Here is a 20,623-nt window from a genome sequence, read left to right on the forward strand (position 1 = left end):
AAGGGGTGGCTCGCCGTACCTGGTTCCCCGTCCTGACCGTCGCCCTCGTCCTGGTGGCGCTCGTTCCGGTGCCCGCCCGGGCGGCGACCCGCACGGTGGCCGCCGCCGACCTGGCCGACGCCGTGCGCAGCGCTCGACCGGGTGACACGGTCGTCGTCCGCGGGGGCACCTACACCGGGACCGTCGGCTGGGGCATCACGCCCGGACGGCGGGACGCCCGGATCACGGTCAAGGCCGCCCCCGGGGCCCGGGTCCTGATCCGCGGCACCCTGCAGCTGGAGAACGCCGACTACTGGACGGTCGACGGGATCGACGTCACCACCGGCGCGGCCCGCACCCAGCTGCTGGTGAAGTTCGACGGCGGCACGGGCTGGCGGTTCCAGAACTCCGAGGTCTGGGGCAGCCAGGGGGTCTCGAACGTCATGGTCACCGGGTCGGCGCGCAACGGCCTGCCGCGCGACTACCGGATCTCGGGCAACTGCATCCACGACAACGACGCCCGCGGCGACGCGTTCATGAACGACCACGGCATCTACCTGATGCCCGGCGCCGGGTCGGGCCCGGGCCTGATCACCCGCAACCTGATCTACGGCATCCCCAACGGGGCCGCCGTGAAGGCCGCCGGCCCCAACGCCACCGACGGCGCCGCGAGCCGGGTGACGATCACCCGCAACACGATGGCCCGCGTCGCGGCCGGCGTGATCCTCGGCCACGGCACCCACCACGTGACCGTCAGCCGCAACCTGGTCGGTTCGCAGGTGGTGGCCCAGCGCGACGCCCGCTGGGCCCGGAACTACGACGCCGCCGTGGTCGGCAACCACGTGTCCGGGGTCGGCAACGCCGTGCGCTCCAACGCGCTGTGGAGCTTCGAGCGGGCGCTGCACGCCACGGACGACAGCCGCGCGATCGCCCGGTCCGGCAACGTGCGCGTCGCGCCGCGGCTGACGGGCGGCTACTCGTGCGACGGCCTGCGCGCCACGGGCGCCACCGCGCGGAACTACGGTCGCTGGTCGTAGCGCCCCTCCGACGAGCCCGTGGTAGCAAGTGACCCATGGCGATCGACGTCCCCGGGGTTCCGGCGGAGCAGAACGAGAGCGCCCTCACCGTCGCGGTGGCCTTCGTCGCCAACCTGGTGATCGCCCTGGCCAAGACCGGGGCCGCGGTCGTCACGGGGTCGGCGTCCCTGGTCGCGGAGGCCGCGCACTCGTGGGCCGACGCGGGCAACGAGGTCTTCCTGGTCGTCGCCAACCGGCGGGCGCACCGGCCGCCGGACGACGCCCACCCGCACGGGTACGGCCGCGAGGCCTACGTGTGGTCGCTGTTCGCGGCGCTCGGCCTCTTCGTCGCGGGCGCCGCGGTGTCCGTGCAGCACGGCATCTCCGAGCTGTTCCACCCCGAGCCCGCCACGGACTACCTGATCGGTTACATCGTGCTCGCGGTCTCGTTCGTGCTGGAGGGGACGTCGTTCCTCCAGTCGATCCGCCAGGCCGGCCCCGAGGCGCGCACGCTCGAGCGTGACCTGATCGAGCACGTCTTGGTCACGTCGGACCCGACCCTGCGGGCGGTGTTCGCGGAGGACTCGGCCGCCCTGGTCGGGATCGTCCTGGCCGCCGGCGGGCTCGGCCTGCACCAGTTGACCGGATCACCCGTGCCGGACGCGATCGGCTCGATCCTCGTCGGGCTGGTGCTGGCGGTCGTGGCCGTCGTCCTGATCCGGCGCAACCGCGACTTCCTCATCGGTCAGGAGCCCGACGCGCGGATCCGCTCGGCGGTGCTGCGGGCGATCCTCGACCAGCCCGAGGTCGCCCGCGTGACCTACCTGCGCCTCGAGGTGACCGGCCCCCGGGTGGTCAGCATCGTCGGCGACGTCGACCTGACCGGCGACGACACCGAGTCGCACGTCGCCGTCCGGCTCCGCGCGCTGGAGGCGAAACTGACGGCCTCCCCGGCCGTCTCGGGCGCCGTCCTCAGCCTCTCGGCTCCCGACGAGCAATCCCTCGAACCGTAGGTCGGGCCGGGCTTCATCTCGTCGTCGGGATGGCCGCGCAGTTCGATGCCGGTGCGCTGCTGCCTCGGAGTTGGCTGCTGATCCAGGTCACGGCGGGGGCCTGGTCGAGGATCAACGGGGCGAAGTGGTTGACCGTCCCGCTGGGGGTGCGGGGGCCCTTCACCGGGACGTAGGTCACGTTGCCGCCGAGGCGGCACCAGCTCTCGGCCATCGTCCGGACCTGGGCGTGCGTCACCAGGTTGTCGTTCACCCCGGTCGCCACCCGAACGTTCCCGGCCGGGCGCATGGTCCCGATCACCTGTTGGGCGAAGACCTCCCGCAGGAGCGGTTCGGTCTTGGCGATCTCGTTGAGGGTGCGACCGTCCTTGGTCCAGGTGGACGTGTGCCCGCCTGCGTACCGGGCGAAGGTGTCGGCGATGCATGTGGTGGCGACGTCCTTGAGGGCGGCTTTGCCGGCGTCGTTGGTGTAGCGGTCGAGGACGGGCTGCAACCGCGGGTTCTCGGACACGAAACCGTTCACCGCGTACCCGATCACGGCGAAGATCTCGGTGCCCTCGGTGGCGGCGGTGACGGCGGCGAGATCGGCCGGCGGGGCGCCGGCATAGGTGGCCGTCAGTGGCACGTCCGGTGCGTAGGTCGGCTGCAGTTCGGCGGCCGATGCCGAGGCGCCGCCGCCCTGGCTGTACCCGTACGCGCCGACCTTCGAGTCGCGCGTGATCGACACGCCCGGCAGGGCCCGAGCGGCCCGGGCGGCGTCGAGCACGGCGTGCCCCTCGTCGATCCGCTGGACGTAGGTGTGGACCCGGTCCGGCGTGCCCAGACCGATGTAGTCGGTCTCGACCACGGCCATGCCCTGCGCCAGCAGCCGGTAGATCGCCGGCAGTTCCAGCCCGCCGGAGAACGAGGGACCGGGAGTGAGGATGAAGGGCGAGGACAGCGCGCGGGACGGCGCGCACTGATCACCCTGGCCCACCGTGCCGGAGGCGACCACGACGAGCGGGCGCGGGCCGGCGCCGGGCCAGGGCTTCGTCGGCTCGAAGTAGGCCCCGGTCACCGCGACCGGGGTGCCGTTCGCATCCGTCGAGCGGTACATGAGGCGGGTGGCGTAACGGGGGAAGACGCGGGGCACGACCGGCCCGCTCAGCGCCAACTTGACCTGCTCGGTCCGGATCACGGCGCCGTTCGTCGCGGGCAGTCTCGTCGGTGGGACGTAGAACGCCGGCACCGGGCCCCCACGCTTGGGCGCGGCGGCTGCGTGGGCCGGAGCCTGAACGGCGACCCCGACGGTCGCCGTGACGACCGCCGCGCCCATCACCAACCTCAACCACTGAGTGTGCAGGCGCATCCGCCGACCCTCCATCATCCTTGACGTCTCGCGAGCTACTGGACAGTAGCAGCCAATGTGTCCACTGGGTAGGAAATCGGATGCCAGGGTGGATCACTGCCGACGAACGCCGGTCCAGGCGCGTGATTGCGATACTCCGGGGATGAGATCAGCCCAGCGCATCCTCGACGCCGCGGTCCGCATGATCGAGGAGGACGGGTTCGAGAACGTCAACGTGGTGGCGGTCGCCAAGGCGGCCGGGGTCTCCCGGCAGACCGTCTACACGATCTTCGGCAGTCGGGAGGACCTGGTCGGCCAGGCCATGGCGGTCGTGGCCTTCGATCTCTTCAAGGATGTCCGGGCCGGCCTGCCGTCCGACCTTCCGCCCGGCGAACTGCTCATCGAGCTGGTGGTGATGGCCCGACGAGTGGTCCGGGGACATCCCGCCCTGTCGCGCCTGCTGACTCCCGGGGCGGACAGCCCGTTCTTCGAGCCCCGGGCGATCGAGCGCGCACTGCCCCTGGCCGGCGCGTTCTTCCGCGAGGCCCTGGACGGACTGCCCGGCCTCGACGAGGCGGACGCCCTGGAACTGATCGTCCGCATCGTGTTCTCGGTGCTCCTGATGGACAGCCCCGCCGTGCACGAGGACGACGACCTGCGCACCTCCCTGCGGCGCTGGGTACTTCCGCTGCTGGTCCCCGTGCTGGGGTCGCGTCGCTGACGTCGCATCTCGTGGTGGACAGTTGGCGCAGAACTGTCTAGATTCCGTCCACTACTCATCGGTAGCGACAACGGAGTCCGGATGCCCACCATTGACCGCCGCACTCTCCTGACCGGGGCCGCGGCCTCCCTCGGCCTCGGCCTAGCCGGCTCCCGGCCCGCGGCGGCGGCTCCCGTCGCCGCCCGGGTGAACGCGGTGCCCGTCCGGCGCGAACAGCACCGGGTGGTCGTCGTCGGTTCGGGCTTCGGCGGTGGCGTGACGGCCCTGCGGCTGGCCCAGGCCGGCGTCCCCGTGACCCTGCTGGAGCAGGGGATCCGCTGGCCCACCGGGCCCAACTCCGACACGTTCCCGCACGTCACCGCCCCGGACAAGCGGCTCCTGTGGTTCGGGGCCAACCCGAGGATCATTGGCCAGAAGCGTGTGTTCGCCCCGTATCCCGGGCTGGTGGACGCGGTGCACGGTGACAACATCACGTCCCTGTACGGCGTGGGGGTGGGGGGCGGATCCCTCATCTACCAGGGGATGACTCTCCAGCCGGCCGAGCACGTGTTCCGCGCCCTGCTGCCCGACGGCCTGAACTGGGACCTGATGAACCGGGTGTACTACCCGCGGGTCGCGCGGATGCTGCATGCCGCGACCGCACCGGACGCGCTGATCAACAGCCGGACCTACCGGCCGCCGAGGATCTTCAAGCGGTACGCGGAGCGGGCCGGCTACTCCGTCGAGAAGATCCCCATGCCGATCGACTGGAACGTCGCGCTGGCCGAACTACGGGGCGAACTGCGCCCCTCGTACATCAACAGCGACCTCTTCGGGGCGCGCAACGGCGGCAAGTTCAGCGTCGACGTCACCTACGTCAAGCAGGCCGAGGCGACCGGCAACTGCACGGTCCACGTGCTGCACCAGGTCACCGACGTGGCCCGGGCCAAGGACGGGCGGTGGGAGGTCCACGTCGACCGGCTGAACATGACCGGGGACGTCGTGGAGAAGAAGATCCTGACCACCAGGGCGCTGGTGCTGGGCGCCGGCAGCGGGAACACGTCCAAATTGCTGGTCCGCGCGGCCGGCACCGGCCAGATCACCGACCTGCCCGAAGCGCTCGGCACCGGGTGGGGCACCAACGGCGACCGGATCTACGTCTGGACCAACCTCGAGGACGACTTCGGTACCCCACAGGGCGGCCCGGTCATCTACGGCACCAAGGACTGGGCCGACCCGGCCAGGGCGAACACCGTCATCCAGGCCTCCCTGCCCTTCCCGGCGGGCGTGAACCCGCGCTCGACCATGATGGTCGGCTTCGGAGTCAGCACCGGGCGGGGGAGGTTCGTCTACGACGGTGCGTCGGACAAGGTGAAGCTGCACTGGCCCAAGAACGGCGACGCCGCCATCTGGAAGACCATCGCCGCCCGCGCGAACCGGATCGTCGGGAGATGCGGTTTCCTGACCGACACCAACGCCCTGGCCAACACCACCTGGCACCCGCTCGGCGGCGCCGCCATGGGGTCGGTCTGCGACCTCGACGGTCGCGTCCTCGGTCAGAAGGGCCTCTACGTGCTGGACGGCGCACTCATCCCCGGCACCACCGGTGCCTGCAACCCCTCGATGACCATCGCCGCGGTCGCCGAACGGGCCCTCGACAACCTGGTCCGTGCGGACGTCGGAAGCCTCATCTGACGCCTCGCCCGGTGCGGTCTCACGCAACCGAGGGCCTACGCCCAGCGACGGGTCGGCGGCTCGTCGCCCAGATGCTCGATCAGGGCGTTGGTCCGGGCGTCGACGTCCACCCCGAAAGCGCCCAGCGTGAGCCGCATCTGGTCGACCACGGCGACCAGCCGGGCCTGCCCGCCCAGGTTGTGCTCGGCCCGGATCACGTGCCGCCACAACTCCTGGTCGGTCGGCACGGCGCGCAACCCGGCCGCGGCCGCCTGCGCGGCGGCCACGTGGTCGCCGTCCTCCGCGCAGAGCGTGGCCAGGCGGCCCGCCGCCCGCAGCACCAGGCCGTCGGCCTGCCGCTGCACCCCGGTGCGGGGCAGCCAGCTGTAGCCGCCGGTCACCACGCCCCCGGCCACCGGGCCGCGGACGAGATGCAGGGCACGCAGCAGCAGTTCGTGCTCCATCTGGCGCGGTAGCCCGTGCTCGGCCCGGGAGACGAGGGAGCGCAGCACGTCCCAGTCGCACGGCAGCTGCGGCGACAGCCGCAGCCGACTGTCGTGGCCCTCGCGCAGCATGGGCACCCCGTCGGAGTCGGTGCCCAGCCAGTCCCGGACCAGCTCGATGGTCTCCTGCCGGACGTCCGGCGTGACCCCGAGCGGCCACACCGCGGCCCCGAGCACGCTCGGGTGCACTCCCGCCCGGTGCAGGGCCAGGTAGGCCACGACCTCCTCGGCCACGGCCCGTCGCGCCTCGTCGAGGGGGCCGGGTGCCCGGACCTCGACGGTGCCCAGCACCGAGACTCGGGCCGACGCCGAGGCCCAGGCCGCGTCGTCGGCGTCGGTGACGAGCTCCGGCCGGGGCCGGGTCGAGGGGGCTCCGGCCTCCCCGGCGGGGCGCGGGCCGCCGGCCCGTCGCCCGCGGTTCGACGGCCGGAACACCGGCTCGTCGTGCGCCTCGATCACCACGTCTCCCCCCGCGTCCGGTCCGGCGTCGGGGACCGCGGTGATCAGGGCGTGCGACCCGGTGCCCGGGTCGAACGGGTGCTGAGCCGGGCGGGCCGGGCGGGACGGCGGCCCGTCGGGCCGGTCGGCCGGGCGGGTCAGGCCGTGCGGCGGCGTCAGCAGCGGGACGACGACCGTCCCGCCCGCGTCCCCGTCGCCGAGGCTCGGCGGTGGGGTGGTCGACCCCGGCGGCCGGAACAGGCCGTCGCTGTCGTACCGGTCGTCGAGCGGTTCGCCCTCGTACCCGGCGGGCGGTCGGGTCGCGGTCGTGAACAGCGCGTGCAGCTGCTTGACGGTGGCGTCGGCCAGGCGGTGCGCGGTGACGTCGAGACCCAGCTGCTCACAGGTGATCCGCCCGCCCGGCTCCGCGACGATCTCCCACCGCGCACCGGCCATCCCGCCGACCACGACGACGGCCAGGTCGCCCCGGTGCATGGTCGCGACACGGGCCCGTTCCGCCGTGACCGGGTCGATCCCGGCCCCGTAGAGGGCCACCCGTTCCGGCCGGGAGCCGGGCAGCGGCCCGCCGCCGAGGAGCTGGGCGGTGGTGCGCGGGGGCGGGGCCCCGCCGTCCTGGGTCAGCCGGTCGGTCAGCTCGGTCGGGTCGAGGCACAGCGTCACCCGGCCCGCCGACAGCAGCGGCAGCTCGGCCGGCAACCCGGTGCCGTACACGTCGATTCCCCGCGACCACGGGTTCGCGGCCAGTCCCAGCGTGATCGCCCGGACCAGGCCGGTGGCCGTGGCCGGGTCGCCGGTGACCGCGATCGGACCGGCGGCCGCGCCGAGGTTCAGCAGGACGTCGCGGCCGCGCCCGTCGCGCCCGACCCCGACCAGCATCGGGAAGGCGCTCTCGCCGTCGCCGTTCAGGCCGCCGGCCACGTCGCGGGCCAGGCGCCAGGTGGCGCCGTCGTCGACGGTCTGCCAGGGCAGCGGCGGGTCGGGCTGCGGCACGGTCAGCCGCAACTCGATCGCGTCGTCCTCCGCGACCGCCGAATGGGCCTGCGGCAGCGGGCGTCCCGTGCCGTGGCACAGGCCGGGCAGGGACCGGACGGCCAGCTCCAGCAGGGCGCCCCGGTCGCCCGAGGCCGCGACGCGCAGGTCGACCTCGGTCTCCACGGCGCCGTTGTCCGGTTCGCCGCCCCCGCCCCGACGGCGGCGGACCAGGCCGACGAGCCCGAGCAGCGCCGCGGCCAGCAGGCCTGCACCGATCAGCTCCCACCGCGCGCCCGACAGGGTGGCCCGGGCCGCCTCGGCGATCTCCGCGGGAGTCGTTGCACCATCGGGGTTCTCGTCACGGGCCGCGTCGACCTGCGACGGGTCCGACCTGCCGCCCGACCCGCCGCCAGGCCCTCCGGTCGGGACCCCGCTGGGCCCGGACGACGGGGGCGCGCTGTGGGGCGCGACCGCGGCGGGGTGGGAGGGGGACTGCGTGGGGGACTGGGTTGGGCTCGCCGTGGCCGAGGCGCTCGCCGAGGCGGTGGTCGGGGCCTGCAGGTCGGTGGGCAGCGGGAAGTCGACCGGCGGCGGGATGCTGGCCGGCGGGGAGCTGGTCGGCGCGATCCTGACCGTCGGCTGCGCGCTCTGGTCCGGCGGTGACTGCGTGGGCCCGGAGTGCGTCGGGGACGCCGCGTGCGTGGGCGACGCCGAGGGACTGGCCGAGGGACTGGCCGAGGGACTGGCCGAGGGACTGGCCGACGGGCCGGACGACGGCTGCGGCTCGGGCTCCGGGACGCTGGGCGTACCGACCTGGTAACGCGGGACGCCGGTCGCGTCCTCCGGCATGACCAGGTGCCAGCCCGGCTGGATCAGCCGGGCCAGGTGCAGGTGACGACCGTCGGGCTGACGACGGCCCTCGTTGAGCCCGAAGATCTCCCGGTACCGGCGGCCGTCGCCGAGGTGCTTGTCGGCGATCTCCCACAGCGACTCGTGGTGGCGGCCCTTCGGCGGTTTCACGGTGTAGACGCGTTTGCCGACCAGGTCCGCGTCGGGGTCGGCCTTCGCCTCGCGCACCGCCGGGGCCGGCGCGACGGCCTGCTGCGGGGTCGCGACGGACCGCGAGACACCTTGCTGGGCAGAGACATTCACTCCGGAGGACGGTGCGACGGCCGCCTGCGCCTGACCGGTGGTGACGGCCAGGGTCGTGACCACCAGCACCGAGCCGACGAGCGTGCGGGCCAGACGCTGGCTGGGCCCGGACCACGGCACGGGCGCGGCCAGCAGCCCCCCGCGCAGCGCGGCCACGACCTCGACGACGGTGCAGACCGCGAACTGCAGCCAGGCCAGCCAGGCCACCAGCACCAGGACGGCGACCACCTGCTCGGTGCCCAGGCGCCCGTCGACGCTGGTGAAGGAGTCGCCGAGGACGCCTCCGTCCAGGCCGCCGAACCCGGGCGGCCCGGCCAGGACGAGCAGGAGCGCGGGTACGCCCACCAGCAGGGCCAGCAGGGCCACGGCCGCGGCGACACGTTCGAACGGCCCCCGCGGCGGTTCGTCGTCCAGCCCGTAACCCGGATGGAAACGCGCCGGGTCACGTGAGGTCCGCGTGCTGGGACTGGTCACGGTGCCACCTCCTGGATGATCCCTACCGCCGGGCGTGCGGTCCCGGTCGCGGTGATGGTGAAGTCGTCGACGAAGATCAGGGAGAGCAGAGCGGTCTTCTGCTGCAGGGTCGCCGCAACGGTGACCTGGTTCGGGGTGGCCTGTACCCGGATGCCGCCGGCCGGGTAGCCGCGGGCGCGCAGGAACCGGGTGGTCGCGGCGCGGGCGGCGACCGGGTCGATCCGGACCAGCCCGTCGGCGCGCAGTTCGTCCTCGTCGAGGTGCGCCGAACCGGCGCGGGCGGCCTGCTCGACGTCGTCGGCGACCCGCTGGCGCGCGTTGATGGCCAGCCCGCCGTCGACCACCAGCCCGGCCAGCACGAGCAGCACGACCGCGAAGCCGACCAGGAAGACCGTCGCCGCGCCACGGTCGTCACGGTCGTCCGAGCTGATCGAGGGGCCCTTCATACGACCCTCCGGTACACGTCCAGCGGCGCCGAGCTGGTGGCCGTGACCGACACGCTGCCCGGCAGCCCGAGCAACCCCAGCTGGTCGAAGGAGACCTTGCAGCGCAGCGTCGTGGTGATCGTGCCGCCCGCCACGAACGCCCCGCCCAGCCCCACCGCGGTGCAGTCGCGCCCGTCGAGGGTGGCGGCCGCCGTCCGGTTCGCCTCCCGGCGCGCGGCGGCGGGGGAGCGTTCCAGCGAGGCCGCGCGCACGGCGTCCCGGGTCGCGGCCTCGACCTCGCCACGGATGGCCACGTACCGGCCGAAGGCGACCACGAGCAGCAGGAAGGCCACGAGAACCGGTGCCACCAGCACCGTCTCGACGGCCATCGAGCCGCGGTCGGGACCTCGCCGGCGGATCATGCGTCCGGCCTGAACTGCTCGACCGGCCCCTGGGCGGCCTGTGCGATGCCGGGCATCGGCAGACCGGGGACCACCTGCAGGCCGCGCCCGGTCACCGTGGCCCGCACCTGGTCGCCACCCGCGGGCCGCACCACGACGACGACGTCGGTGAGCACCCCGCGCCCGACGCCCGCCGCGTACTCGCGGCCGCGGACCGTCCCGTCGTGCAGCGCCTGCGCCGACCCGCCGCCGGAGCGGGCCACCCGGGCCGCCTCCCGCGCGGCCGCCGACGCCGCCTGGTTGCCCAGGTAGAGCAACGACGCCTGCACCACGGCGAAGATGACGAAGAACAGGATGGGCAGGTAGAGCGCCAGCTCGACCGTGGTCGCGCCGCGCTCGCGACGGCCCTCCCGACCTAGGGCGTGCCGCCGCCGTTCCCGCCACCGTTGCCCCCGCCACCGGTCCCGCCGCCGGTGTCGAAGTCGATGCTGTTCGCCTTGTCCCGCAACCGGTTCAGCAGGATGCCACCGACCACCACCGCGATGCCCACGGCCAGCGCCGAGATGATCACCCACTCCACGACGGATGCACCGCGGTCGCCGCGGCGCGCCAGCTCGCGGGCGTGGTCGGCCCGGGCCCGCAGCAGCATCTCCGTGAAGCCCGCGGGCGTCGTCGGGTCGAACACCAGGGGACCCGAGGGGCGGGTTCTCATGCGTACTCCTCCGTGAGCTGGACATCGAGGTGGTCATCGAGGTGGTCATGCGGTCAGCACCCGGGTGATCGCCGGGTAGATCAGGAAGATCAGGAAGCCCACCGCCAGGAGCAGCTGGGCGACGAGCATCGACTGCGAGCGCGCCTGCGCACGGCCCTCGGCGTCGGCCAGCTCGCTGCGGCGCAGGGACGCGGCCCGGGCGGTGAGCGACTCGCGGACCTTCGCGCCGTCGTCGGCGACGAGTTCCAGGGCGGCGGCCAGGTCGCGTAGCTGCGGGATGCCGGTCTCCTCGCCCAGCTCGCCGAGCGCCGTCCACTGCGTGACGCCCCGCCAACGCGCGGCCTCCAGGGTCTCGCGCAGCCGCAGCATCACCCAGCCGTCGCTCACGGCGGCCGCGGAGTTCAGCGCCTCGGGGACGCCGCGCCCGCCCGAGAGGTTCAGCGCGACCAGGTCGAGGAAGGACCCGACGACGTGCCGGAAGTCGCGCCGCCGGGCCCCGGCCCGGGACATCACGCGCGCGGTCGGCAGCAGGCCGCCGACCAGGGCGCCGAGCACGGCCCCCCACAGTGGGGTGGTCAGGGGCAGCTCGGTCAGGACGACGACCAGCGGGGTGAGCGCGAGCAGCGCGACCGCGGCCCCGGCCACCGCACCGACCAGGCTGGCGGCCAGATGGGTCTCGACCGGACGCCCGGTCAGGGCCAGGTCGGAGCGCAGTCGCCACGGCAGGCTCACCCCCGACTCGGCCAGCGAGCGGGCGATCCGCCGGCCGAGGCGTTCCGCCGGGGCGGTACGGGCCCCGGTCGGGTGGTGGGCCGCACCGTCGTCGAGGAGTTCGCGCCGGGCGCGGTCGAGCCCGGCCAGCGCCCCGGCGGCGGACGCGCCCCGGGTGGCGGGCGGCTGCAGGACCAGGACGAGCAGCAGGACCCCCAGACCCGCGACCGCGCCGGCCAGCAGGACGGCGGTCACCGGACACCCTCCACGGCCCGCTCCTGCCCCAGGAACCGCGCGGGCAGGTCGTACTCGGACAGCCGGCGCAGCCAGAAGAACCCGGCGCCGAAGAACGCGACGACGATCGCCAGCACGAGCTGCCCGGCCGGGTGCCGGTACGGCTCCACGTAGCCGGGGTTGCCCAGCACCAGCAGCAGCACGAACAGCACGGTCACCCCGACGACGATCTGCACGCTGCGCCGGGTCGCCGCGCGCCCGGCGCTGACCCGGCCGCGCATCTCCAGTTCGGCGCGGGCCGACTCCGACAGCGACGTCAGCACCTGCCGCAGGCCCGGACCGCGCAGCCGCGAGTTGAGGATCAGGGCGGCCACGATCAGGTCGGCGCTGGTGTCGTCGAGGTCCTCGGCGAGGCGGCGCAACGCCGTCTCCAGCGGCACCCGCACGCGCAGCCGGTCGGCCAGCAGCCGCAGCTGCGGCGCGATCGGGGCCGGGGCGCTGCGGGCGGTCGCGATGATCGCCTGCTCCAGGCCGACCGCCCCGGCGATCGTGTCGCGCAACGACTCCGTCCAGATCGCCAGCGCCTCCAGCCGGGCCGCGGCCCGGCGTTCCGCTCGGCCCCCGCCCAGCAGGCTCGGCCAGGCCAGCGTCAGGGCCCCCGCCGCGACCGCCGCGACCGGCCAGCGGGTGACGACCAGGGTGAGCAGTGCCGCCCCGGCGGCCACCCCGACCCGGCGCCGGTGCCGCAGCAGCGGCGCGAACCAGGCGGACGTCGTCCGGCCGGGTTCCGCGGCACCGGTTCCGGAAGGCCCTGCGCCGGAGGCGTTCTCGGGTCGACGCCGGAGCGCCGAGACCAGCAGCAGGACGCCGCCCACGACCAGGGCCCCGGCGAGGGCGAACCCGGCCGTCTCGGCCAGCGGCGCGAGCGTGGCCCCCGCGGCCGCCTCGACAGGGAGCGGGCCCATCAGCCACCCCACCCCGGCTGCGCGAAACCGCCGCTGGTGAAGCCCTGCGGGTACCCGTTCGCGGGGGTGTGGCCCGGGTTCCCGTACCCCGCCCCGAGCTCGCCCGGCCGGTAACCGGCGGCGACCAGCTCGGGCAGGCACGCGACCGGTGCCGAGGGCGTCGCCCGGCCGTCGGGCCCCGGCGCGAACACCTCCGACGACAGCACCCGCCCGTCCACGCCGTTCACCTCGCGCACCGACGTGACCATCCGGCGCAGGGTGCCGCCGCGCTCGTAGTCGTTGCGCCGCTCCAGGAACACGACGAAGTCGATCGCGCCGGCGATCAGCATCATCGTCGCCTCCGTCGGCAGGCGTTCGGCGGACTGGATGGCGTACGTGCAGATCCGGTTGAAGACCTCCAGCGACGAGTTCGCGTGAATGGTCGACAGCGAGCCGTCGTTGCCCTGGCTCATCGCGTTCAGCATCGTGACGATCTCGTCGCCGAGCACCTCGCCGACGATCACCCGGCTCGGGTTCATGCGCAGCGAGCGGCGCACCAGCTCGGCCATCCCGATCGCGCCCTGGCCCTCGGAGTTGGCCAGCCGCTCCTCCATCGAGACCACGTTCGGGTGCAGGTCCTCGAACTCGCCGAGGCCCAGCTCGAGGGCGCGCTCGACGGTGATCAGCCGCTCGGAGGGCTCGATCTCGTGCGCGAGGGCCCGCAGCAGCGTGGTCTTCCCGGCGTTCGTCGCGCCCGCGATCATCACGTTCTTGCGGGCCCGGACGCAGGCCGACAGGAACGCGGCCAGTTCCGGCAGCAACGACCCCGACGCGACCAGGTCGTCGAGCGTCACGCGCGACAGCCGCGACCGCCGGATCGAGACCGCCGGGCGTGGGCAGACCCCCATCAGCGCGCTCAGCCGGGAGCCGTCGGGCAGGCGCAGGTCGAGCTGCGGGTTGGCCGTGTCGAACGACCGGCTGGTCAGGCCCGAGTAGGCGCCGAGCAGCTGGATGAGTTCGACCAGTTCCTCGTCGGAGTCGGCGACCGGGTCGACGAGCTGTTCGCGTCCGTCGGCATACCCGACGAAAACCCGGTCGCAGCCGTTGATGTCGATGTTCTCGATGGCCGGGTCGTCGAGCAGCGGCTGCAGCCGGCCGACGCCGTAGAGGGCCGCGTGGATGCCCTCGGCGAGTTCCAGCTCCTCCTCGGGTTCGGGGGGACGGCGGCCCGCCGCCAGCTCCGCGCGGGCGTGGGTGTCGAGCACCTGCCCGATCACCGCCCGGGCGTACTGCCGCTCGTCCTCCGGTGACATGGGCAGGACGCCGGCCGCCGCGTCCTCCTGGCGCTGCCGGGTCAGCTGGTCGGCCACCTGGCCGCGCAGGCTGCGCACCACCGACTGGTCGATCACGGCCGCACCACGGGGATCTCCGCCGTCTCCGGCCCGCGCTGGGGGTGTGGTTGCTGCCCCGCCGGTTGCTGGCCGGCCGGTTGGTGCGCGGCCGGCGGTTGCATCGAATAGGGCTGCGGGGCAAGCGGTCCCGGGACTCCAGCGGTGAGTTCGGTGGTGGCCGTCGCCCCGACCAGCTCGTGCACGGCGGGCAGCAGGGTCCGCACCGACCGGACCAGCGTCGTCCGACCGGCCCGGCCACCGCCGCCCAGCAGCGCCGCACCCCTGGCGTCGTCCGCCACCGTGCCCAGCACCCGCACCGGCAACCCGCCCGAGCGCAGCAGCTGCTCGGTGCGGGCGGCCACCGCGCGCTCGTTGCTGACCAGCACGACGCCGACCCGCCGGGCCGCGCCGGGCCCCAGCTCGCCGCTGTCGGTCTCGCCGCCGATCAGCCGCCGGACCCGCTCCCGCAGGTGGGCCAGCCCCTCGAGCTCGGCGCGGGCCAGCAGCAGCACGGCGTCGGCCGCCCGCAGCAGCGGGGTGAGGGAGCGCGTGGGACCCAGACGCCCGACGTCCGCCACCACCGGACGTCCGGTGCCGCTCAGCGTGGCCGCCAGCTGCGGCCACAGCGCCTCCACGCCGGCGGCCTGCTCCGGGCCGCTGACCCCGACCAGCACGGGCAGCCCCCCGGCCACCCGCTGGCTGTGCCGTTCGACCAGCGCCGCCGGTTGCTGCGGCATCCCGCCGCCGCGGATCGCCGCCGTCAGCGAGAGCAGGCCCACCCCCGGGTCGAGGGGCTTGCCGTCGTCGGTGCGGTAGCGCAGCGCCACGTCGCCGCCGTGCGGGTCGAGGTCGGCCAGCAGCGGTTCACCGCCTGCGCCGAGGCCGCCGGGAGCGCTGCCGAACAGGGCGGCCAGGGCGACCGAGAAGGTCGTCACGCCGGGCGCGCCCTTGGCCGAGGCCACCGCGACGAGGCTCATCAGGAACCCACCGGCCGGCCGCGGGTCAGCAGCACGAGGCTCACCTGGTCCGCCCCCGCCGCCGCCGCGACGTCGGGCGCGTCCGCGCGCGGCACGATCACCGTGACCACGGTGGTGTCGCCGCCGTCGGCGCCGAACACGCTGTCGCTGGGGGTCTGGACCGACCCGACGACGCCGCCCGGCGAGAGCACCTGGCCCTCGCCGTCCACCGTGCGCACGACCTGGACGACGTCGCCCGACTGCAGCCCGCTGGCCGGGAACCGCCCGGCGGCCAGGGCCATGCCGACGGCGGCCTTGTCGGACGTCAGCAGGCCGGTGGTGCCGAGCATGCCGGGGTCGAGGAGCCGGCCGGCCGCGATCTGCGTGGTCGCATAGCGGCCGATCACCTGGTCGGCCTGGTCGGCGGCGATCAGTGGGACGCCGTCGGCCGCCACCCGCGCGACCGCCAGGTCGTCCTGCTCGATCCGGCTGCCCACCGCGATGTCGTGCCGGGCGACGAGCACCTGCGAACGGGTGTCGAGCCGCAGCGCCAGCAGGCCCGCGGTGGCGGCGCCGAGCACGATCAGCAGGACGGCGAGCAGGGCCACGCCGGGACGGCGCCGGCCGGGGGGCCGGGGGAGTCGCTCGGCCGGGCCGCGGGTCTCGAACCGCGCGGAGCCGGCGAGTGGGCCGGGGTTCGCGCCCGGCTGTGCCTTCTGACCGGCCTTCTGACCGGCCTTCTGACCGGCGGGGCCGTCGGCCGGTGGGGAGGGGGCGGTGCGTCCGGAGATCGTCATCCCGAGGTGGTCATCCTGATCATGGTGACTGCTTCCTTTGCGCAACTTTTCTTAGCGCAGGGGTTCGCCCCGACCGCACAGAGTGACAACATATTGCCACTTCGGCGATGGTATGCACTATTCGAACAGATTCGAACAGATTCGAACAGGAAACAGTCGGTTAGCCCTGATGAGTCGTGAAGGTCGTGGTCGGTGGTCGGCCGGGGTGCTCGCCCCCGTGCTGGTGGGGCTCCTCGTGGGCTGTGGCGCGCCCGAGGCCAACCCGCTCGACCTGCCGACGATGAGCGGGGCCGGCTCCTCGGCCGTGGCGTTGAACGAACCCTCCGCCTCCGCGGGAGGCGCGGGTTCGACGGCCACGGGCGCGGCGTCGTCCACGTCGGCCGGCTGGAACGGCGGGGTGTTCGGCAAGGGCGCGTCGGCGCAGCTGGGCGTCCTGACCGGCAGCGCGCGCGCCCACCCGAGCCTGGTCCGGCTGGTGGTCGACTACTGGGACACGCGGGTCAAGATCGGCAACACCTGGCGGATCGATGAGAGCGCGCTGCAGCAGGTCGCCTCGGGGCGGGCGGCCTCGCAGGCCCGCAAGCGCGCCGACACGCTGTCCACCGGGCAGCGGCACGTGGTCGGGAAGTTCGTCGTGAACGCCTCGCAGGTCAAGGTCTCGGGAAGCACGGCCACGGTGACGGGGTGCATGCAGGACTGGACGTCGGAGGTCGACCCGGCCGGTCAGATCGTGATCGACGCCCCGGGAGGCCGGGTCACCACCCTGCAGCTCACCCGCACCGGCTCCACGTGGCGGGTCAGCGACGTCCCGCACGACGTCCCGCCGTTCTGCAGCCAGGACGGCACCAAGGTCGAGGTCTTCGGGAGTCCCTCATGAGGCGACGGGCTGCGGTCCTGGCCGCCGCGCTGGTCGGCGCGTTGCTCGCGGCCGGGGCGACCCCCGCGGCCGGGGACGAGGTCGACCCGGGCGGTGCGGCCACCCGGGCCGGCTACACCGTGGGCGTGACCGTGCACTTCAGCGGCGACGCGGCGCCCGCCGCGAGCCGCACGGTGCGGGTGCGCCCGACCTGCTGGTGGATGCCCGCCGACGGGCCGTACACCGACGCCGCCGCGATGCTGAAGTGGTACGACGGCCGGGTCGGCGCGTCCTTCAACCGCGACGACCTCACCACGTACGGGCCGCGCAACCAGTGGGTCGCCGCCCGTGACAAGGAGAAGGCCGGCGGCGACATCAGCTGGTACAAGGCCTACTGCACCAAGCCCGAGTACTACGCCAAGTACCACATGGGTTCGTACGCCTCGACGCTCGACCAGGACTTCGGCGGCGCCACCCAGACCTGGTTGGTCAACTACTACAAGGCCTTCAACGTGGGTGAGGCCGTCCCGCCGCCCGTGATCGACCCGGCCGAGCTGGCCCGCGCGGCCCGCGACGAGATGGTGATCCCGGTGCCGGTGACCGACCGGAACCCCAAGGTGAAGGCGGCCGGGGCGCCCACGCTCGTCGGGCTGCCCACCTGGTTCTGGGTGACGAACCCGGCGGCCGTCGGCGGGCCGGCCGGCACCCGGACCATCCGCGCCGAGGTCGGCGGCGTCTGGGCCGAGGTCACCGCGAAGACGGCCGGCCTCAAACTGGCCTCGCCCGCCGGGGGTGTCACCTGCCCGCCGGCCCGGGCCACCGTGAAGTACGGCCCGGGGGTGAACGTCGACGCGGCCTGCACCGTGTCGTTCGACCGGGCGTCCGTGGCCTATCCGAAGGGCTACCCGGTGGTGGCGTCCACGGGGTGGCAGGCGACGTGGGTCGGGTCCGACGGCGGGGACGGCGTGCTGGTCCCGCTGGCCCGGCAGGCGGTGGCGAACGTGCCCGTGGCCGAGGTCCAGAACGTCGTCACGCGGTAGAAACCAGCCGGTGGCAGGCTGCGCGGCATGACCTCCCCCACCTCGACCGCACCCGCCTGGCTGTCCCTGCCCACCCCGCCCACGGCGGAGCTGCACCTGCACATCGAGGGCACGATCGAGGCCGACCTGCTGGTCGCCGCCGCGAAGCGCAACGGGGTGGAGCTGCCCTCGTACGACCCGGCGGTGCTGACGGAGCGGTACGAGCACTTCGCCGACCTCCAGGCCTTCCTCGACGTGCACTACGCGAACCTGGCGGTGCTGCGCACGGAGCAGGACTTCTACGAGCTGGCGTCCGGGTACCTGACCCGGGCGGCCGCGGCCGGGGTGCGCCGGGTGGAGGCGTTCTTCGACCCGCAGACCCACGTGAACCACGGCGTCCCCCTGGGCGAGGTGATCGGCGGGCTGTCGGCCGCCTTCTCGAAGGCGGAGGAGACGCACGGGATCTCGGCGGTGCTGCTGCTGTCGTTCCTGCGTGACCTCGGGGCGCAGGCGGCGGAGGAGATCTTCCGGGCGGCGATGCCGTACCGCGAGCACTTCGTGGGCGTGGCGCTGGACTCGACCGAGGTCGGCTACCCGCCGTCCCTGTTCGAGAAGGTCTACGGGATGGCCGCTTCCGAGGGTCTGCACCGGGTCGCGCACGCCGGTGAGGAGGGCGGCCCCGACTACGTGGTCGAGGCGCTCGACCTGCTCGGCGTGGAGCGTGTCGACCACGGCAACCGGGCCCTGGAGGACGACGACCTGGTGCGGCGCCTGGCCGAGGACGGCACGCCCTTGACCGTGTGCCCGTTGTCGAACGTCTACCTGAAGGGCGTCCCGTCGATGGCCGAGCACCCGCTGCCGCGCATGCTCGAGGCGGGCCTGACGGTCACGATCAACAGTGACGACCCGGCCTACTTCGGCGGGTACGTCGACGCGAACTATGCCGCCGTGGCGGCCCAGTTCGAACTGTCCCGCGACGGGCTGGCCCAGTTGGCGGCCAATTCGTTCGAGGCGACCTTCTCGACGCCGGAGCAGCGCACGCAGTGGCTCGGCGAGGTCGAGGTCTGGCGGGTCGCCGCTTCATGATCACCGCGAGGCTGTCACTTCGTCGGGTTGGACCCGACGGAGTGACCCGATTCCGGTGATCTTGGTCTGGGTCAGCCCGGTATCGGGGTGAGCGACTCCGGTGCCGCTGCGCGCCCACACGCCCGGCACGTCGAGACGACGTCGAGCGCCTCCCCGCAGTCGTGCCGGTAGGCCAGCGCCGGCCGGTCGACCACCCACTTGTCGCCCCACTGCTGCAGCGTCAGCAGCACCGGGAACAGGTCCCGCCCGGCGTCGGTGAGGTGGTACTCGAACCGGGGCGGGCGCTCGCTGTACTGCCGCTTCTCCACGACCCCGGCCGCGACGAGCTTCTTCAGTCGGTCCGTGAGCACGTCGCGCGGCGCCCCGGTGAATCCGACGATCCGGTCGAAACGGGTCACGCCGTATGCGATCTCGCGCACGGCCAGGAGGGCCCAGCGTTCGCCGACCACGCTCAGGGCCGCCGCGGCCGAGCAGGGGCGCGGGGCCACGGGCAGTTCCGCGAGGGCTCCCAGGTTGGCGTTCCACGCATCGCTCATGCCGTCGAGTGTAGTGGGTTTGCTTTTCCAACGCACCCTGCTAGCGTCCCGATCACTGGAGGGTTGGAAAAACCAACTCACTCGGCAGATGGGGCATGACCATGGAGATCTCGGGATCCGTCGCACTCGTCACCGGCGCCAACCGCGGCCTGGGGGCGGAGTTCGTGAAGGCGCTACTCGCGGCGGGCGCCGCGAAGGTCTACGCGGCCAGCCGGGCCGGCGCCGACCCGAACCTGCCCGGCGTCGTCCCGGTGAAGCTCGACGTCACCGACACCGCCTCGGTCGCCGCCCTGGCCGAGGAGCTGCGCGACGTCTCGATCGTCGTGAACAACGCAGGCACCCTGGCCGCCACGCAGCTGACCGGCACCGACCTCGAGAGCACGCTCGGCGCCGTCCGGGAGAACGTCGAGACCAACACGCTCGCCCCGCTCGCGCTGACGCAGGCGTTCGCGCCGGTGCTCGCGGCCAACGGCGGTGGCGCGGTGGTGAACGTGCTGTCGGTGCTGTCGTGGTTCGTGCTCAGCCCCGAGGGGGCGGGGTACTCGGCGTCCAAGGCGGCCGCCTGGCAGCTGACCAACGCCCAGCGGATCCTCCTGCGCGGCAACGGAACCCAGGTGCTCGCCGTCCACGTCGGGTTCATGGACACCGACATGGCCCGCAACGCGCCCGGCCCGAAGCTGCCGCCCGCACAGGCGGCCGAGCTGGTGCTGGCCGCGCTGCGCGACGGCCGCGAGGAGGTACTGCTGGACGACGTGAGCCGACACGTGCAGGCCGGCCTGGCCCACGGGGTGGCCGGGCTCTACCCGAGCACCGGCGCCGCCTGAGGCGGCCGGGAAGGGTCAGTCGACGGGGTCGAGCACGAACACCGGGATGACCCGGTCGGTCTTCTTCTGGTACTCCGCATAGTCGGGCCACGACTGCACAGCCCGCTCCCACCACGCCGAACGCTCCTCGCCGTCCACCTCGCGGGCGACGTAGTCCTTCTTCACCGGGCCGTCCTGCAGTTCGACCTTCGGGTTGGCGACGAGGTTGTGGTACCAGACCGGGTGCTCGGGGGCGCCGCCCTTGGACGCGACGACGGCGTAGTGGCCCTCGTGCTCGACCCGCTGCAGCGGCGTCTTGCGCAGCTTCCCGGACTTCGCGCCGACCGAGGTCAGGATGATCACCGGGCGGCCCCGGTTCAGCGTCCCCTCGGTGCCGCCGGAGCTCTCGTAGAGCTCGACCTGGGTGGCGGCGCGTTCGGACGGGCTGGGCACGTACTCACCGGTCAGTGGCATGTGAGCATTGAA

At 73.8% G+C, this 20,623-nt stretch carries 20 protein-coding genes and 1 pseudogene; 8 read left to right on the plus strand and 13 right to left on the minus strand.

Annotation, left to right across the window (positions count from 1 at the left end; genetic code table 11):
- The first annotated feature begins 5 nt into the window (after positions 1-5).
- Together ACIB24_RS07510 and ACIB24_RS07515 are read left to right on the plus strand one after the other, a co-directional pair.
- Positions 6-1,016: a hypothetical protein gene (locus ACIB24_RS07510; RefSeq protein WP_398277532.1), complete on the plus strand. Its 1,011-nt coding sequence runs from the start codon at positions 6-8 to the stop codon at positions 1,014-1,016.
- A gap of 35 nt (positions 1,017-1,051) precedes the next feature.
- On the plus strand, positions 1,052-2,008 hold the full coding sequence (locus ACIB24_RS07515) for a cation diffusion facilitator family transporter (protein WP_398277535.1): 957 nt from the start codon (positions 1,052-1,054) through the stop codon (positions 2,006-2,008).
- A 13-nt stretch (positions 2,009-2,021) separates the two neighbouring features.
- On the opposite strand, the gene ACIB24_RS07520 is transcribed toward ACIB24_RS07515, so the two are convergent.
- Positions 2,022-3,353: a lipase family protein gene (locus ACIB24_RS07520; protein WP_398277538.1), complete on the minus strand. Its 1,332-nt coding sequence runs from the start codon at positions 3,351-3,353 to the stop codon at positions 2,022-2,024.
- 142 nt (positions 3,354-3,495) lie between these two features.
- Between ACIB24_RS07520 and ACIB24_RS07525 the strand changes: the two genes are divergently transcribed.
- Positions 3,496-4,053, plus strand: a complete 558-nt coding sequence (locus tag ACIB24_RS07525; protein WP_398277541.1) for a TetR/AcrR family transcriptional regulator — start codon at positions 3,496-3,498, stop codon at positions 4,051-4,053.
- Positions 4,054-4,134: 81 nt separating this feature from the next.
- Entirely contained in the window at positions 4,135-5,727 is a 1,593-nt protein-coding gene (locus tag ACIB24_RS07530; RefSeq protein WP_398277544.1) for a GMC oxidoreductase, read from the plus strand.
- A gap of 35 nt (positions 5,728-5,762) precedes the next feature.
- On the opposite strand, the gene ACIB24_RS07535 is transcribed toward ACIB24_RS07530, so the two are convergent.
- From ACIB24_RS07535 to ACIB24_RS07580, 10 genes and pseudogenes are all read right to left on the minus strand, one after another.
- Positions 5,763-9,266 (minus strand): BTAD domain-containing putative transcriptional regulator, encoded by a 3,504-nt coding sequence (locus tag ACIB24_RS07535; RefSeq protein WP_398277547.1) that lies wholly within the window; start codon positions 9,264-9,266, stop codon positions 5,763-5,765.
- Positions 9,263-9,712, minus strand: a complete 450-nt coding sequence (locus ACIB24_RS07540) for a pilus assembly protein TadG-related protein (RefSeq protein WP_398277551.1) — start codon at positions 9,710-9,712, stop codon at positions 9,263-9,265. The genes ACIB24_RS07535 and ACIB24_RS07540 overlap by 4 nt, the downstream gene beginning before the upstream one ends.
- Positions 9,709-10,113 (minus strand): TadE/TadG family type IV pilus assembly protein, encoded by a 405-nt coding sequence (locus ACIB24_RS07545; RefSeq protein ID WP_398277554.1) that lies wholly within the window; start codon positions 10,111-10,113, stop codon positions 9,709-9,711. The genes ACIB24_RS07540 and ACIB24_RS07545 overlap by 4 nt, the downstream gene beginning before the upstream one ends.
- A pseudogene (locus ACIB24_RS07550) lies at positions 10,110-10,472 on the minus strand (TadE/TadG family type IV pilus assembly protein); the annotation flags it as partial. The pseudogene ACIB24_RS07550 and the gene ACIB24_RS07545, both read right to left, overlap by 4 nt.
- A 35-nt stretch (positions 10,473-10,507) precedes the next feature.
- A complete protein-coding gene (locus tag ACIB24_RS07555) occupies positions 10,508-10,804 on the minus strand; it encodes a hypothetical protein (protein ID WP_398277557.1) in 297 nt (98 codons plus the stop codon).
- A 45-nt stretch (positions 10,805-10,849) separates the two neighbouring features.
- Entirely contained in the window at positions 10,850-11,770 is a 921-nt protein-coding gene (locus ACIB24_RS07560) for a type II secretion system F family protein (protein WP_398277560.1), read from the minus strand.
- Positions 11,767-12,714: a type II secretion system F family protein gene (locus tag ACIB24_RS07565; RefSeq protein ID WP_398277563.1), complete on the minus strand. Its 948-nt coding sequence runs from the start codon at positions 12,712-12,714 to the stop codon at positions 11,767-11,769. Before ACIB24_RS07565 ends, ACIB24_RS07560 begins: the two co-directional genes overlap by 4 nt.
- Positions 12,714-14,099, minus strand: coding sequence for a CpaF family protein (locus tag ACIB24_RS07570; RefSeq protein ID WP_398278769.1), 1,386 nt, complete (start codon positions 14,097-14,099; stop codon positions 12,714-12,716). The genes ACIB24_RS07565 and ACIB24_RS07570 overlap by 1 nt, the downstream gene beginning before the upstream one ends.
- Complete coding sequence (locus tag ACIB24_RS07575; protein WP_398277566.1) at positions 14,099-15,061, minus strand: hypothetical protein; 963 nt, start codon at positions 15,059-15,061, stop codon at positions 14,099-14,101. The genes ACIB24_RS07570 and ACIB24_RS07575 overlap by 1 nt, the downstream gene beginning before the upstream one ends.
- Complete coding sequence (locus ACIB24_RS07580; protein WP_398277569.1) at positions 15,061-15,837, minus strand: SAF domain-containing protein; 777 nt, start codon at positions 15,835-15,837, stop codon at positions 15,061-15,063. Before ACIB24_RS07580 ends, ACIB24_RS07575 begins: the two co-directional genes overlap by 1 nt.
- 169 nt (positions 15,838-16,006) lie before the next feature.
- Between ACIB24_RS07580 and ACIB24_RS07585 the strand changes: the two genes are divergently transcribed.
- Genes ACIB24_RS07585 through ACIB24_RS07595 form a run of 3 tightly spaced genes read left to right on the plus strand, consistent with a single transcriptional unit; the run spans position 16,007 to position 18,798 of the window.
- A complete protein-coding gene (locus ACIB24_RS07585; RefSeq protein ID WP_398277572.1) occupies positions 16,007-16,714 on the plus strand; it encodes a hypothetical protein in 708 nt (235 codons plus the stop codon).
- On the plus strand, positions 16,711-17,733 hold the full coding sequence (locus tag ACIB24_RS07590) for a hypothetical protein (protein WP_398277575.1): 1,023 nt from the start codon (positions 16,711-16,713) through the stop codon (positions 17,731-17,733). The genes ACIB24_RS07585 and ACIB24_RS07590 overlap by 4 nt, the downstream gene beginning before the upstream one ends.
- A 27-nt stretch (positions 17,734-17,760) precedes the next feature.
- Positions 17,761-18,798 carry an adenosine deaminase gene (locus tag ACIB24_RS07595; protein WP_398277578.1) on the plus strand — a complete coding sequence of 346 codons (1,038 nt, stop codon included), beginning with the start codon at positions 17,761-17,763 and terminating at the stop codon, positions 18,796-18,798.
- A 71-nt stretch (positions 18,799-18,869) separates the two neighbouring features.
- Here the strand turns inward: ACIB24_RS07595 and ACIB24_RS07600 are convergent, their stop codons facing one another.
- The gene (locus tag ACIB24_RS07600) at positions 18,870-19,334 is read right to left on the minus strand and encodes a winged helix-turn-helix transcriptional regulator (protein ID WP_398277581.1); all 465 of its coding nucleotides are present in this window, start codon (positions 19,332-19,334) and stop codon (positions 18,870-18,872) included.
- A 101-nt stretch (positions 19,335-19,435) separates the two neighbouring features.
- Here ACIB24_RS07600 and ACIB24_RS07605 point away from each other — a divergent pair, with 101 nt between their 5' ends.
- Positions 19,436-20,158: an SDR family oxidoreductase gene (locus tag ACIB24_RS07605; protein ID WP_398277584.1), complete on the plus strand. Its 723-nt coding sequence runs from the start codon at positions 19,436-19,438 to the stop codon at positions 20,156-20,158.
- Between the two features lie 15 nt (positions 20,159-20,173).
- On the opposite strand, the gene ACIB24_RS07610 is transcribed toward ACIB24_RS07605, so the two are convergent.
- Positions 20,174-20,611 (minus strand): nitroreductase family deazaflavin-dependent oxidoreductase, encoded by a 438-nt coding sequence (locus ACIB24_RS07610; protein ID WP_398277587.1) that lies wholly within the window; start codon positions 20,609-20,611, stop codon positions 20,174-20,176.
- Between the last annotated feature and the right edge of the window lie 12 nt (positions 20,612-20,623).

The organism is Spongisporangium articulatum (assembly GCF_044465595.1).
In the GTDB taxonomy this organism is placed as follows: Bacteria; Actinomycetota; Actinomycetes; order Actinomycetales; family Kineosporiaceae; genus Spongisporangium; species Spongisporangium articulatum.

Coding starts and splice junctions, on each gene's coding strand:
- ACIB24_RS07515 (WP_398277535.1), top strand. CDS start 1,052: ATGGCGATCGACGTCCCCGGGGTTCCGGCGGAGCAGAACGAGAGCGCC.
- ACIB24_RS07520 (WP_398277538.1), bottom strand. CDS start 3,353: ATGCGCCTGCACACTCAGTGGTTGAGGTTGGTGATGGGCGCGGCGGTC.
- ACIB24_RS07525 (WP_398277541.1), top strand. CDS start 3,496: ATGAGATCAGCCCAGCGCATCCTCGACGCCGCGGTCCGCATGATCGAG.
- ACIB24_RS07530 (WP_398277544.1), top strand. CDS start 4,135: ATGCCCACCATTGACCGCCGCACTCTCCTGACCGGGGCCGCGGCCTCC.
- ACIB24_RS07540 (WP_398277551.1), bottom strand. CDS start 9,712: ATGAAGGGCCCCTCGATCAGCTCGGACGACCGTGACGACCGTGGCGCG.
- ACIB24_RS07545 (WP_398277554.1), bottom strand. CDS start 10,113: ATGATCCGCCGGCGAGGTCCCGACCGCGGCTCGATGGCCGTCGAGACG.
- ACIB24_RS07555 (WP_398277557.1), bottom strand. CDS start 10,804: ATGAGAACCCGCCCCTCGGGTCCCCTGGTGTTCGACCCGACGACGCCC.
- ACIB24_RS07565 (WP_398277563.1), bottom strand. CDS start 12,714: ATGGGCCCGCTCCCTGTCGAGGCGGCCGCGGGGGCCACGCTCGCGCCG.
- ACIB24_RS07575 (WP_398277566.1), bottom strand. CDS start 15,061: ATGAGCCTCGTCGCGGTGGCCTCGGCCAAGGGCGCGCCCGGCGTGACG.
- ACIB24_RS07580 (WP_398277569.1), bottom strand. CDS start 15,837: ATGACGATCTCCGGACGCACCGCCCCCTCCCCACCGGCCGACGGCCCC.
- ACIB24_RS07585 (WP_398277572.1), top strand. CDS start 16,007: ATGAGTCGTGAAGGTCGTGGTCGGTGGTCGGCCGGGGTGCTCGCCCCC.
- ACIB24_RS07590 (WP_398277575.1), top strand. CDS start 16,711: ATGAGGCGACGGGCTGCGGTCCTGGCCGCCGCGCTGGTCGGCGCGTTG.
- ACIB24_RS07595 (WP_398277578.1), top strand. CDS start 17,761: ATGACCTCCCCCACCTCGACCGCACCCGCCTGGCTGTCCCTGCCCACC.
- ACIB24_RS07600 (WP_398277581.1), bottom strand. CDS start 19,334: ATGAGCGATGCGTGGAACGCCAACCTGGGAGCCCTCGCGGAACTGCCC.
- ACIB24_RS07605 (WP_398277584.1), top strand. CDS start 19,436: ATGGAGATCTCGGGATCCGTCGCACTCGTCACCGGCGCCAACCGCGGC.
- ACIB24_RS07610 (WP_398277587.1), bottom strand. CDS start 20,611: ATGCCACTGACCGGTGAGTACGTGCCCAGCCCGTCCGAACGCGCCGCC.